This window comes from Sporolactobacillus spathodeae, from assembly GCF_016908935.1.
In the GTDB taxonomy this organism is placed as follows: Bacteria; Bacillota; Bacilli; order Bacillales; family Sporolactobacillaceae; genus Sporolactobacillus; species Sporolactobacillus spathodeae.
This window is the reverse complement of sequence record NZ_JAFBEV010000028.1, coordinates 1-12366: the sequence shown is the minus strand read 5'-3', so window position 1 is coordinate 12366 and position 12366 is coordinate 1. Positions and strand designations below refer to the sequence as shown.

11 protein-coding genes, 12 tRNA genes and 1 rRNA gene are annotated in these 12366 nt (G+C 48.3%); 23 read left to right on the top strand and 1 reads right to left on the bottom strand.

Going from position 1 to position 12366, the window contains the following annotated elements; genetic code table 11:
- The first annotated feature begins 221 nt into the window (after positions 1 to 221).
- Genes acpS through JOC27_RS11765 form a run of 3 tightly spaced genes read left to right on the top strand, consistent with a single transcriptional unit; the run spans position 222 to position 3209 of the window.
- The gene (gene acpS / locus JOC27_RS11775; RefSeq protein ID WP_205007489.1) at positions 222 to 596 is read left to right on the top strand and encodes a holo-ACP synthase; all 375 of its coding nucleotides are present in this window, start codon (positions 222 to 224) and stop codon (positions 594 to 596) included.
- A 44-nt stretch (positions 597 to 640) separates the two neighbouring features.
- On the top strand, positions 641 to 2152 hold the full coding sequence (locus JOC27_RS11770; protein ID WP_205007488.1) for an NAD(P)H-hydrate dehydratase: 1512 nt from the start codon (positions 641 to 643) through the stop codon (positions 2150 to 2152).
- A gap of 49 nt (positions 2153 to 2201) precedes the next feature.
- The gene (locus JOC27_RS11765) at positions 2202 to 3209 is read left to right on the top strand and encodes a LolA family protein (RefSeq protein WP_205007487.1); all 1008 of its coding nucleotides are present in this window, start codon (positions 2202 to 2204) and stop codon (positions 3207 to 3209) included.
- 301 nt (positions 3210 to 3510) lie between these two features.
- Here the strand turns inward: JOC27_RS11765 and JOC27_RS11760 are convergent, their stop codons facing one another.
- Positions 3511 to 4050: a hypothetical protein gene (locus JOC27_RS11760; protein ID WP_205007486.1), complete on the bottom strand. Its 540-nt coding sequence runs from the start codon at positions 4048 to 4050 to the stop codon at positions 3511 to 3513.
- Between JOC27_RS11760 and JOC27_RS11755 the strand changes: the two genes are divergently transcribed.
- The 20 genes from JOC27_RS11755 to JOC27_RS11660 form a co-directional block, all read left to right on the top strand.
- The gene (locus JOC27_RS11755) at positions 4003 to 4236 is read left to right on the top strand and encodes a hypothetical protein (protein WP_205007485.1); all 234 of its coding nucleotides are present in this window, start codon (positions 4003 to 4005) and stop codon (positions 4234 to 4236) included. The genes JOC27_RS11760 and JOC27_RS11755 overlap by 48 nt on opposite strands.
- Positions 4237 to 4515: 279 nt before the next feature.
- Entirely contained in the window at positions 4516 to 5718 is a 1203-nt protein-coding gene (gene alr / locus JOC27_RS11750) for an alanine racemase (RefSeq protein ID WP_205007504.1), read from the top strand.
- Positions 5719 to 5980: 262 nt separating this feature from the next.
- A complete protein-coding gene (locus tag JOC27_RS11745) occupies positions 5981 to 6259 on the top strand; it encodes a CopG family ribbon-helix-helix protein (RefSeq protein WP_205007484.1) in 279 nt (92 codons plus the stop codon).
- A 3-nt stretch (positions 6260 to 6262) separates the two neighbouring features.
- Entirely contained in the window at positions 6263 to 6613 is a 351-nt protein-coding gene (locus JOC27_RS11740; RefSeq protein ID WP_205007483.1) for a type II toxin-antitoxin system PemK/MazF family toxin, read from the top strand.
- Between the two features lie 384 nt (positions 6614 to 6997).
- Positions 6998 to 7813, top strand: coding sequence for an RNA polymerase sigma factor SigB (gene sigB / locus JOC27_RS11735; protein ID WP_205007482.1), 816 nt, complete (start codon positions 6998 to 7000; stop codon positions 7811 to 7813).
- Positions 7814 to 8054: 241 nt separating this feature from the next.
- The gene (locus JOC27_RS11730; RefSeq protein WP_205007481.1) at positions 8055 to 10214 is read left to right on the top strand and encodes a Tex family protein; all 2160 of its coding nucleotides are present in this window, start codon (positions 8055 to 8057) and stop codon (positions 10212 to 10214) included.
- A 100-nt stretch (positions 10215 to 10314) separates the two neighbouring features.
- Positions 10315 to 10776 (top strand): SprT family protein, encoded by a 462-nt coding sequence (locus tag JOC27_RS11725; RefSeq protein WP_205007480.1) that lies wholly within the window; start codon positions 10315 to 10317, stop codon positions 10774 to 10776.
- Positions 10777 to 10968: 192 nt separating this feature from the next.
- Positions 10969 to 11043 (top strand) — tRNA-Asn (locus tag JOC27_RS11720).
- A 1-nt stretch (position 11044) separates the two neighbouring features.
- Positions 11045 to 11136 (top strand) — tRNA-Ser (locus JOC27_RS11715).
- 13 nt (positions 11137 to 11149) lie between these two features.
- Positions 11150 to 11224: transfer RNA gene (locus JOC27_RS11710), tRNA-Glu, on the top strand.
- An 18-nt stretch (positions 11225 to 11242) separates the two neighbouring features.
- Positions 11243 to 11318: transfer RNA gene (locus JOC27_RS11705), tRNA-Asp, on the top strand.
- A gap of 56 nt (positions 11319 to 11374) precedes the next feature.
- Positions 11375 to 11444: transfer RNA gene (locus JOC27_RS11700), tRNA-OTHER, on the top strand.
- A gap of 2 nt (positions 11445 to 11446) precedes the next feature.
- A tRNA-Lys gene (locus JOC27_RS11695) sits at positions 11447 to 11518 on the top strand.
- 7 nt (positions 11519 to 11525) lie between these two features.
- Positions 11526 to 11610, top strand: a tRNA-Leu gene (locus JOC27_RS11690).
- Positions 11611 to 11622: 12 nt separating this feature from the next.
- Positions 11623 to 11705: transfer RNA gene (locus tag JOC27_RS11685), tRNA-Leu, on the top strand.
- Between the two features lie 17 nt (positions 11706 to 11722).
- Positions 11723 to 11799 (top strand) — tRNA-Arg (locus tag JOC27_RS11680).
- Positions 11800 to 11803: 4 nt separating this feature from the next.
- Positions 11804 to 11880, top strand: a tRNA-Pro gene (locus JOC27_RS11675).
- Positions 11881 to 11891: 11 nt separating this feature from the next.
- Positions 11892 to 11965 (top strand) — tRNA-Gly (locus JOC27_RS11670).
- Positions 11966 to 11978: 13 nt separating this feature from the next.
- Positions 11979 to 12055: transfer RNA gene (locus JOC27_RS11665), tRNA-Ile, on the top strand.
- Between the two features lie 218 nt (positions 12056 to 12273).
- A 16S ribosomal RNA gene (locus JOC27_RS11660) occupies positions 12274 to 12366 on the top strand; the annotation flags it as partial.

The window sequence follows — 12366 nt, the reverse complement described above, 5'->3', positions numbered from 1 at the left end:
AATTGTTAAAAAAGGACTTGGCTGAGCCAAGTTTTACTTAAGAGATAAAAAAGTTTAAAGATTTTTGCACAAAAATGCAGCGAGGTGCTCTCGCCTTGCGGGAAAAGCGAGTCGCCGAAGCGCAATGTTACAAAGAGAACTTGGCTGAGCCAAGTTTTTCTCAAGGAGCCGTTTCAGTTAGCAAGGCCAAAAATCGTCAGCACAGGAAGGACGGATGTCAGGTGATTTGTGGGATCGGACTGGATATTGTTGAACGCGATCGAATGCTTCAAAAGATTGCTGATCAGCGTTTTGTTGCCCGTATCCTTGTGCCAGAAGAACAGAAAATTTTCAATCAGCTGAGTCCAAAGCGCAAGACGGAGTTTCTTGCCGGACGATTTTCAGCGAAGGAAGCCTATGCCAAAGCCAAGGGAACCGGCATCGGCGCCAGTCTTTCTTTTCAGGATATCTGCATTATCGATGATCCGGCAGGGAAACCGGTGTTAACCAGCCGACTGGATCATGGAGAATACACGCATGTATCGATAACCCATACACGGGAGTCAGCGGCAGCAGTTGTCGTTATTGAAAGCTTGTCAGGCCAGTCTGCATATTAATGAACCTTGTCTCATATAGTTTACTACGCTGGGAGGGACCAGTTGTGCATGTTGTAACGCGTGAAGAAATGCAGGCAATAGATCTGTACACCATTCAGACAATCGGACTGGGGGGGCCGATACTGATGGAAAATGCGGGCCAGGCCATCTATGATGCGCTCGCAAAAACAGTAAAAGCAGGCGATCAAATTGTCATTGTGATTGGCAAAGGCAATAATGGCGGGGATGGCTTCGTTCTGTCTCGGCTACTGTTGGCTGAGGATCGGTCAGTGGAAACATGGCTGCTTCCGGATATGGAGGCGATACGCGGCGATGCGCGGGTACACCTGCACGCGTTTCTCGAATCTGGCGGGACGATTCATCAGATTAACAGCGAACCGGAACACTTCGCCACCCGACTGCACGAGGCGGATGTCGTCGTCGACGCTTTGCTCGGCACCGGCTTTCATGGCGTGCCGCGAGCGGATTATGCGCAGGTGATTCAGCAAATCAACGCGTCGTCGGCAAAGATAATCGCGGTTGATCTGCCAAGCGGTGTGCCGGCAAATGGTGAACCTTTTTCCCATGAGGCGGTGCATGCAGCTCAGACGTTGACATTGCAATGCCCGAAGATCGCCCAATTTGTTCAGCCGGCTGCTGGTTTTTTCGGAAAAACAGAGATACTTTCAATTGGCATTCCGGAGCGAGCCGTGCAGGCAAGCGGAACGCAGCGGGAATTACGGACACGTGCCGATGTGCGGCGCAGTCTTCCGGTTCGAGAGCCCTTTTCCAATAAGGGAACACACGGCAAGGGACTGCTCATTGCCGGTGCGCCAACGATGCCTGGCGCAGCTTATTTCGCGGCGCGAGCGGCGCTTCGTTCAGGAATTGGTCTGTTGACGGTGAGCGTTCCGGAAGAAATTCGACCAATTTTGGCTTCGCTTCTGCCCGAGGTGATGTATCAGCCGCGACAGTCGCTTGATTATAACAAGCTGTCTGGACTGGCAATTGGTCCGGGACTTGGTAGAGATCGGGCGCAGGCGGCATTTGTTGCCCAAGCACTTGACGCGGATATTCCGACAGTCATTGATGCGGATGGACTCTATCATCTTGCGGCGATGCTGGAAAGACTTGCTGGCCGTCACGCGCCGATCGTTCTTTCGCCGCATCCGGGAGAGATGGCCCGTTTGACGGGACAGTCGATTCAGTCGATTGAGAGCAGCCGCTTCTCGATTTCCCGCTCGTTTGCGAGGAAATACGGCATTTATCTTGTGCTCAAAGGTCGGTATACCCTCATCACTGCACCAGATGGACGCCAGGTCGTCAACCCAACCGGCAACGCGGCATTAGCAAAAGGGGGCTCCGGCGATGTACTGACCGGAATTTTGCTGGCTTATCTCCTGCAGCATAAACAGGTCATGGATGCGGTTTGCAATGCCGTCTATGTTCACGGCGCGTTGGCTGATACTTTGGTACAAACCTGCCACTCGCCGCTGGATGTTCTGGCAACCGATCTGATTGAACAAATTCCTCCTGTTTTGCATGATCTCTATAAAGAAAAAGAGGCGCGTGCATGAACTGGTCCTTCCTTTGTCACTGAAATAGAGGCAAAGGGGTTGTTAACGAATGAAAAAATGGCCGATGCTCTGGCTTGTTGCCATTCTGATAGGTATTTTGACATTATCCGGCTGCGGGACGAAGTCGGAGAAAGCTGTCGTTCAGGATTTGGGCAACAAGCTGGATAAAATGAACAGTTATCAAACCGATGCTACGATGACGTTCGAACATAATGGCAAGAAGCAAAAGTATCAGGCAAATATCACGTTTAAGAAACCGTATTATTATCGGGTCGCGCTCAGCGACAGCAAGAAACAAAATCAGCAGATGATTCTGCGTAATGCGAACGGTGTTTTTGTTCTGACACCACAGCTGAATAAGAGCTATCAGTTTGAAAGCAATTGGCCGAACAACCGCAGTCAGGCTTATCTCTATAACACCTTGGTGAAGGATATCGTCAATGATCCGAATCCGAATTTCAAGGTTAAGGAAAACCAGTATGTGTTTGATACGAAAACAAATTACAATACGACGCAGTTGGCGAACCAGACGATCACGCTGAACAAGAATCTTGCACCACAAAAGGTTCAGGTGAAGGATAAGGATCAAAATATTGTAGTGACTGTTGTGTTCAAAAATTTTAAATTCAATCCCAACTTGGACAAGAAAACATTTGATGTGAAGAAAAATATGACGGCGGCCAAGATTAAAGCTACGGAATCGGCGACGGCTAGCAACACGCCATTTAAGGTGCAGTATCCAACAGCGAAAATTGGCGGCACCAAACTGTCACTGATGAAGCCTGAGGTGACTGAAACCGGCGAAAAATATATTCTGAAATACGCAGGTAAAAAACCATTTACACTGATCGAGTCGCAGAGCCGACAGAACATGACTGTTGCGCCGACACTCGCGGCCGGCGATCCGGCTAATCTCGGCTTTGCCATTGGCGCAGTCAGCAACCAGACGCTGTCTTGGTCCTACGGTGGCACGGATTATTATTTGGCGTCGAATGCCATGACGCAAGATGAGTTGATTACTGTAGCCCAATCGGTCAACGGTAATGTGGTTAAATAACAGCCAAATTATTGAGTGGGTGCTTATCAGCCAAACGAACTTTCTCCAAGCGAGAAAGTTTTTTTTGTTATAAGAAGAAAAGAAAGCAGATGACTTTTGGAGAAAAATGCAGCGATGGCGCTCTGGCGCCTTGCGGGAAAAACGAGCCAAGTGAGACTCCGCAGACTTTTGCCTGTTCGAGGAGGCTCACAGATCGTCCGTGGCAAGCGAGCAGCCGAAGCGTATTGTTACAAAAAAGACTTAGCTACGCAAAGTTTATTTAAGTGTAGAAGATTTCGGAGAAATTAAATATAAGGAGAACTCAGGATTCGCCATCGTCCAAAGGACTTGGTACGGCATCGACAGAGTAGGAGGCGCCATCGACAGAGTAAGGGGCGCCATCGACAGAGTAAGGGGCGCCATCGACAGAGTAAGGGGCGCCATCGACAGAGTAAGGCGTAGCATCGACAGAGTAAGGGGCGCCATCGACAGAGTAGGTCGGCACATCGACAGAGTAGGTCGGCACATCGACAGAGTAGGTCGGCACATCGACAGAGTAGGTCGGCACATCGACAGAGTAGGTCGGAGCATCGACAGAGTAGGTCGGAGCATCGACAGAGTAGGAGGCGTCATCGACAGAGTAGGTCGTGCCATCGACAGAGTAGGTCGTGCCATCGACAGAGTAGGTCGGCACATCGACAGAGTAGGAGGCGCCATCGACAGAGTAGGTCGGCACATCGACAGAGTAGGTCGGCACATCGACAGAGTAGGTCGGAGCATCGACAGAGTAGGTCGGAGCATCGACAGAGTAGGCGTGCACATCGACAGAGTAGGTCGGCACATCGACAGAGTAGGTCGGCACATCGACAGAGTAGGTCGGAGCATCGACAGAGTAAGGGGCGCCATCGACAGAGTAGGTCGGAGCATCGACAGAGTAAGGGGCGCCATCGACAGAGTAGGTCGGCACATCGACAGAGTAGGTCGGCCCATCGACAGAGTAGGTCGTGCCATCGACAGAGTAGGTCGTGCAGCGCCTGCGGCCGAGTGAACGCCGAGGCGTGTTTGCTACATATAACGATCAGTACAACGTTGTTTTTCCGATGACTCCAACAGAGCCTGGAACGATTGGCAAAAAATATGTTTCTCTTCCTGAGCGCAGCCACCCATGTTTGCTGAACTTAATCCGAAAGAGTGTAGTGGACCGGTTAACCGGACCTTTCTCTTTTAGTTAATAAGTGCTTTAATATATAAAAGCCTGTTCGCCTGTACGCTGGTTAATTGACGGACGAGCGGGAGATCTATTCGGATGAAAAGGCTGGGGAAACAAATGAAGACGAATTATTATCGCGATACTTGGGCAGAAATTGATTTGGATGCCGTGGCGAATAACGTTGCGCAAATGAAGGCGCGCCTGCCTGAAGAAACAGCGCTACTGGCTGTTGTCAAAGCCAATGCGTACGGTCATGGAGCTGAGCAGGTTGCTCGGACGGCACTGGCAAACGGCGCTACATGGCTAGCGGTGGCTATCTTCGACGAGGCCTTGGCTTTGCGGGAAAAAGGAATTAAAGCACCGATCCTCGTCTTGTCACCAATTCGTCCGCAGGATGCGGGAATTGCAGCGCAGCAGCATATCTCGCTGACCGTCTCACAAAAAGAATGGGTAGAGGAAGCCTCACGTTTCCATACAGGCGAAGATCCGATTTTAATCCACATCGCTTGCGATACCGGGATGGGACGGATCGGCATCCGTGATCGTCAGGAAGCGGCGGAATTTGTTGAAGCTGTTCAAAAGGACAAACGATTTACAGTGGAGGGCATGTTTACCCATTTTGCGACAGCGGATCAGGATGACGAGGCGTATTTCAATGAACAATATAATCGTTTTGAAATGATGATTGACTGGTTTCATGAGCTTAACGTCTATCCTTCGATCATTCACTGTGGCAATAGCGCAACAACGCTGAAATATCCTTCGGAAAAACGTCATTTGTTCAACCTTGTTCGCTATGGTATTTCCATGTATGGGTTATCACCGTCGCCGGAAATGGAGAAGAAGCTGCCGTTCCCGCTGCAACGCGCGCTCTCGCTATACAGTTGCCTGACCTATGTGAAAAAAGTGAAAGCCGGTTCGTCAATTGGCTATGGCGCCACATATCAAGCGGCAGAGGATGAATGGATTGGTACGGTGCCGATCGGCTATGCTGATGGTTTTCTTCGGGCGCTTGGCGGTTCGGATGTCCTTGTCGCCGGCACGCGCTGTCCAATTGTCGGACGGATCTGCATGGACCAACTAATGATTCGTTTGCCACATGCCTTTTCATTAGGCACGCGCGTCACGCTTATCGGTAAAGATGGCAACGACGAAATAACAGCGGATGAACGCGCGCAGAAAATGAAGACGATAAATTATGAAGTGACCTGCTTGATTCATCCGCGCGTACCGCGCGTTTTCAAAAAGAACGGACAAATTTGCGGTGCCTCGAATCCTGTGTTGCCGCAGCAGATGGATTCGGAAATAAGCAAAGGATGAGCCAGCAGCACCCCCTGAAAAAGCAGATAACGATCTTTTTCAACAAAAAGTGCGTCGATTTTACGAAGTAAGCAATGAAAAACTCGATTATTGCCGAAAGACGCTTCCAATCTTTTTTTGAAAATGATAGTATTAATTTTAGATTAAAAAAAGAGCTTGTTCCAGTCGAGGGAAAGAGGCCGAAACGCTATTGTTGCGGCTGACGCCTAGAGAAACAGATGCCTTCGTTGGAATTTTCCGAATATGTGGTGGGGGTGCAGAAATGCCGGAATCAAACTTGAAAGAGATTATGCTGAGTTTGCCGCAACATTTGCTGAATGAAATTGATGGTCTTGCTAGCCGCGACCAAATGAATCGCAGTGAACTGCTCCATCGCGCTGTTCGTATGTATTTGCGAGAAAGAAACAAGGGCCACGTTCGTGAAATTATGAGACAAGGCTATATGGAAATGGCCAAAATAAACCTTAACATTGCTTCTGAGGCTTTTCTTGCTGAAGAGGAGGCAGAGATTGCTATGTTACGCTCCGTTAGCGGGGTGTAATGAGTGATTGTAAAACGCGGCGATGTCTATTTTGCTGATCTTTCCCCGGTCGTTGGCTCTGAACAGGGTGGTGTCCGTCCTGTTTTGGTCATTCAAAACGATATTGGGAATCGTTTCAGCCCGACGGTTGTTGTGGCTGCGATAACCGCCCAGATTCAGAAAGCGAAGCTACCGACTCATGTCGAAATTGATGCGAAACGTTATGGATTTGATCGGGATTCTGTAATCCTGCTTGAACAGATTCGCACGATTGACAAGCAGCGCCTGACTGATAAGATCACCCATTTAGATGAGGAAATGATGGCAAGGGTTAATAAGGCCATTCAGATCAGTCTCAGCCTTGTGGATTTCTAATTGTATCGGGCAGGAAGCGGCATAATTTTCTTTGCTCCCGGGGAAATCTGGAAAAAAACTTCGCACGTGCTTTTGAATAAAATAAGCGCAAGTATTAAGATGATCGTCAAAATGGCGGTCATCTTTTTTTACAAGAAAGTGACATGTGGCAAAGCACTCTGGCGTCCGCAACAAGCGAGAAGCCGAGCGTAATTGTTGAAAAAAGATTTGGCTGAACCCAATTTTTCTCAGAAAGTGCTTTTTTTTAATCTCTAATTTGCGTGATGTGCAGCAACATGAAATAATAAATAATAGTCAGACATTTCAAAAACAATAGTTTTGGTTGCAAAGACGGTTTTGTTGTTAAGAAGGTCAAGTTCCTAAGCGGAAGCGAGGTGGACCAAATTGCAGACAAGGTCTCAACTAACGCAGAGTGAAGTTCGCCGGTTAATCTTAGCATATCAAAAAGAACCTGGTAATGATCAGATTCAGCATGCAATCATTGCGAACTATGAAAATCTTATTGCTGCCTATGCGCGTAAATTTTCTAGGGGCAACGACACATGGGAGGATTTATTCCAAGTGGGTATGATTGGATTGATTGCAGCCATTCAGCGCTTTGATTCTTCCTTTGAACAAAGCTTCGAATCGTTTGCCATCCCAACAATCATCGGCGAGATTAAACGCTATATTCGCGACAAGACATGGAGCGTTCATGTGCCGCGGCGGGTGAAAGAGCTAGGCCCAAGAATCCATAAAGCTGTTGAAGAGTTAACGCGAAGCCAGCAGCGGTCGCCGACAATCAAAGAAATTGCCGCGTTTATCAATGAGGATGTCGAGAAAATACTCGAATCGTTGGAGATGTTGCGCAGCTACTACGCGCTGTCTGTCGACTCGAAGATTGACGCGGACCATGAAGGACATTCGGTAACGCTCCTCGATCTCATCGGCATGCCGGATCATGCCTATGAGCGTGTTCATGAGAAAATCGTTTTGGAAAAAGCATTTGAAGTACTTTCCGAGCGTGAAAAACAAATCATTCTTTGCACATTCTTCGATAATCTGAGTCAAAAAGAAACGGGAAAAATGCTCGGCATTTCGCAAATGCATGTTTCCCGGCTCCTGCGCAGGGCGCTACACAAATTGCGGGAAACACTACCACACGATGGGAAAGGCGAAATTGTGATGATTAATAAGGAAGCGCAACAGTTTTCTGAATGAGCCAAACACTATAACTCAATAATAGACGCACTTTTCAGCTTTGGCATTTTTGCCGAACTGAAAAGTTTTTTTGTGCGTTAAGAATGTAAAAAGATTTCAGAACGAAGGTCGCGCCATCTTACCTTTTTCCGCGTAGGAATTTGCCGGCGCGCGACTTTTGATAAACGGATCAGTATAATAAACAGAGTATTTCCGAACGAGGAGTCATTAGCTCGGTGCATTGAAAGGACGGAACACAATCATGGATGAGCTGTATCAGAAGATTGCCGCACAACTGGCGATCAAGCCGAAAAATGTCAGTCAAGTCATTCAATTGCTAGAGAAAGACAATACCATTCCCTTCATTGCGCGCTACCGCAAAGAGATGACCGGTGGTTTGGACGAAGTGCAAATAGAAGAGATTCAGCGTTCTTATACATATGCTTGCCAACTTCAGCAACGAAAAGAGGATGTTATTCAAAGAATCAGCGAACAGGGGGCATTGAATCCGGGACTTGAACAGAAAATCCGCAAAGCGGAAAAACTGCAGGAAGTGGAAGATCTGTATCTTCCTTATAAGCCGAAACGACGGACGCGCGCCGAGATAGCCAAAGAAAAAGGACTGGAGGCGCTTGCCGATTGGCTGATGAAACAGCCGACGTCACCTTTTGAGGCAGAAGCTGCTCGCTATTTGTCTGCGGAAAAGGAATTGCCGACCATTGAGTCGGTGCTCCAAGGGGCGAGCGACATCATTGCCGAGCGTATTGCTGAACAAGCAGATTTACGTGCGCTTTGCCGTCGTCGACTGAATGAACAAGGGATGCTGCATAGCCAAAAGGGAAAAGAAGCGGCAAAAGATGAGAAAAAGATCTATGAAATGTACTATGAATATCAAGAGAAAGCTGCAAATATTGTTCCACATCGGATCCTTGCGATCAATCGCGGCGAAAAAGAAGGTATTTTAAAGATCATTGTTGCGTTTCCGGAAGAACAAATCTTTGCTGAAATCAAGCGATTGCTTTTTCATGGCAGACAATCGTCTGCAAATGAATTATTAAATGCTGCCGCAGAAGATGCTTGCCGCCGTCTGGTATTTCCGGCCGTGGAACGGGAACTCAGGCAGAACCTGACCGCGAAAGCGGAGAAGCAGGCGATTCATATTTTTTCTGAGAATCTACGCGGGTTGCTCATTCAGCCACCGATGAAAGAAAAAACAATCCTGGGGGTAGACCCGGCCTATCGGACGGGTTGCAAGCTCGCAGTTGTCGATCCGACAGGAAAACTGCTTCATATTTCACTCATTTATCCTACGCCTCCGAAATCGGATATCGCCGGTGCGCGAAAAAAGGTGCTCGAACTGATCGCACGTTATGCTATCGATGTGATCGCGATTGGCAACGGAACTGCCTCACGTGAGACAGAGGCATTTATTGCCGAGACGATCAAAGAGGCCGAAAGAGAGGTCTCCTATATCATCGTTAATGAGGCAGGCGCAAGCGTCTACTCTGCTTCTGCATTGGCACGTCAAGAATTTCCTGATCTACATGTTGAAGAACGCAGTGCGGTTTCAATTGCTCGAAGACTACAGGATCCGTTGGCTGAACTCGTGAAAGTTGATCCCAAATCAGTCGGCGTTGGAGAATACCAACACGATGTGTCGCAGAAAGAGTTGAGCCATTCACTCGGTTTTGTTGTAGAAACTGTCGTTAACCAGGTTGGCGTCAACGTGAACACGGCATCGCCGGAACTTTTGCAACATGTCGCCGGTCTCTCACGGACGGTCGCTGCTAATCTCGTTGCGCTGCGCACTGCAGAGGGAAAGTATCGGAATAGGAAACAACTGAAACAGGTGCCGCGCCTTGGTCCGCGCGCCTATGAACAATGTGCTGGCTTCCTCCGTGTCCCGGGTGGTGATGAACCACTTGATAATACACCGATTCATCCGGAAAGTTATACGGAAACGAAACAACTACTTGAGAGAATGGGCTGCAGCGAGGAGCTGCTCGGAACAAGCGAGCTTCAAGAAAAACTCGGATCCATTAACGTATCTGAGCTAGCAGCTGCGTTATCAATAGGAGAACCAACGTTGCACGACATTATCGAAGCACTGATTCGACCGGGACGCGATCCACGCGATAGTCTGAAGAAACCGCTTTTGAAAAAAGATGTCTTGAAAATGGAAGATCTTCGCGAAGGAATGAAACTTGAAGGCACAGTGCGCAATGTGGTTGATTTTGGCGCTTTCGTTGATATCGGCGTCAAGCAAGATGGGCTCGTTCATATTTCCAAGTTGTGCCGTCGGTTCGTCAAGCATCCGCTGGACGTTGTCTCTGTCGGACAGATTGTGACCGTTTGGGTGGAAGGCGTTTCTTTGGAGAAAGGAAGGGTCTCATTGACGATGCTCGATCCCGAGGGGAGATAACCAAGCATTAAATGCCGGATTTTTTGTCAATCCGGCATTTTGCTATTTCGGGTATCGGTGTATGATTTGGGTAAGCTAAGATAAATGGGGTGAGCTGCAGATGACGGAGGAAGAATTACAGGAGCTGGTGTGCCGAATATCGCTACAAAGCTTTCATAAACCCTTTTGCCATCAGGCAACTTTTAATTCCCGGTTACGGACGACGGGCGGACGTTATCTGCTTCGAAGCCACTGCCTTGAATTCAATCCGCGGCAACTCGCCTATTATGGGCGGGAAGCCTTCATTAAGATTGTGAAACATGAGCTATGTCATTATCATCTTCATTTGAGCGGTTCGGGCTATCGCCATGGCGATGATACATTTAAATCGCTACTCGACAAAGTAGGGGGTACGCGCTTCTGTGGACGGATTCCAGGGGCGGAAAATAAGACGACAATTCGTTATACATATCGCTGCATGACTTGTGGGACAGCCTTTCGCCGGAAGCGACGGATTGATACAAACCGCTACGTTTGCGGTGCTTGCGGCGGTAGACTCCAAGCTGAACCATTTAAGAAGTGAAGTTGATATAAAAAGGAATGAAAGTCGAAAAATAGGACTTGACGAGATGAATGAAGGTATGGTAAATTATTAAGGTCGTCAAAAGGAACAAGACATTCCATTCGATGATAAAGCTTTTTCAAAAAGCTGTTGACACAGAGACATCGAATGTGTATAATAAGTTCTTGTGACTCTGATGGAATTGCAAAGTATTCCACAGTAGCTCAGCGGCAGAGCAATCGGCTGTTAACCGATCGGTCGTAGGTTCGAACCCTACCTGTGGAGCCATGGAGAAGTACCCAAGCTGGCTGAAGGGGCTCCCCTGCTAAGGGAGTAGACGGTGTAAATCGTGCGAGGGTTCGAATCCCTCCTTCTCCGCCATTATTTTTGTTATGGCCCGTTCGTCAAGTGGTTAAGACACCACCCTTTCACGGTGGGTTCATGGGTTCGAATCCCGTACGGGTCACCATTTGATAATTTGCAATAAGGATCCGTGGTGCAGTGGTTAACATGCCTGCCTGTCACGCAGGAGATCGTCGGTTCAAGTCCGATCGGATCCGCCATTGATTAAAGTGATTATATCAGACCTAATGTAAGTTAATGATTACATATGGTTTTTAACTCATAGCCAAGCGGTAAGGCAGCGGTTTTCGAATCGTTATGCGCTGGTTCGAATCCAGCTGAGTTTTATGAGCCGCTAGCTCAGGGGTAGAGCATCTGACTTTTAATCAGAGGGTCGAGGGTTCAAATCCCTCGCGGCTCATTGTTTAGCGGGTGTGGCGGAATTGGCAGACGCGCTAGATTTAGGATCTAGTGTTGTACGACGTGGGGGTTCGAGTCCCTTCACCCGCACCAATTTAATATTATGCGGTCGTGGCGGAATGGCAGACGCGCTAGCTTGAGGGGCTAGTGGAGGCAACTTCGTGGAGGTTCGAGTCCTCTCGACCGCATTGTTTTTCCTTTTTATGCGCCCTTAGCTCAATTGGATAGAGCGTCTGACTACGGATCAGAAGGTTGGGGATTCGACTTCCTCAGGGCGCACCATTTTCGGGAAGTGGCTCAGCTTGGTAGAGCATCTGGTTTGGGACCAGAGGGTCGCAGGTTCAAATCCTGTCTTCCCGACCATTTATTTTTATGCGGGTGTAGTTTAGTGGTAAAACAAGAGCCTTCCAAGCTCTGGTCGTGGGTTCGATTCCCATCACCCGCTCCATATTATTCCAAATGGGCCTGTAGCTCAGCTGGTTAGAGCGCACGCCTGATAAGCGTGAGGTCGGTGGTTCAAGTCCACTCAGGCCCACCATTTATAATTTATGGAAGAAATGTTCCTTGAAAACTGAACAAAAGCCAAGCGTACTTTTTAAAAGGGTAACCCCCTTTGAGAAACAATTTGCTATGGATCTTACATGAACGAACTTCCACAGGATGTGGTGACTTCCGCGTTGCACACAGGACGTGTGCGATTTTAACGGAAGTTCCTCTTCTTAATGGAATTAATGAAACGTGTTTTATGAAAGACACTTTTTGGAGAGTTTGATCCTGGCTCAGGACGAACGCTGGCGGCGTGCCTAATACATGCAAGTCGAGCGCACGGATGGGAGCTTGCTCCCTGAT

Coding starts and splice junctions, on each gene's coding strand:
- JOC27_RS11765 (WP_205007487.1), top strand. CDS start 2,202: ATGAAAAAATGGCCGATGCTCTGGCTTGTTGCCATTCTGATAGGTATT.
- JOC27_RS11725 (WP_205007480.1), top strand. CDS start 10,315: ATGACGGAGGAAGAATTACAGGAGCTGGTGTGCCGAATATCGCTACAA.
- alr (WP_205007504.1), top strand. CDS start 4,516: ATGAAGACGAATTATTATCGCGATACTTGGGCAGAAATTGATTTGGAT.
- JOC27_RS11730 (WP_205007481.1), top strand. CDS start 8,055: ATGGATGAGCTGTATCAGAAGATTGCCGCACAACTGGCGATCAAGCCG.
- JOC27_RS11745 (WP_205007484.1), top strand. CDS start 5,981: ATGCCGGAATCAAACTTGAAAGAGATTATGCTGAGTTTGCCGCAACAT.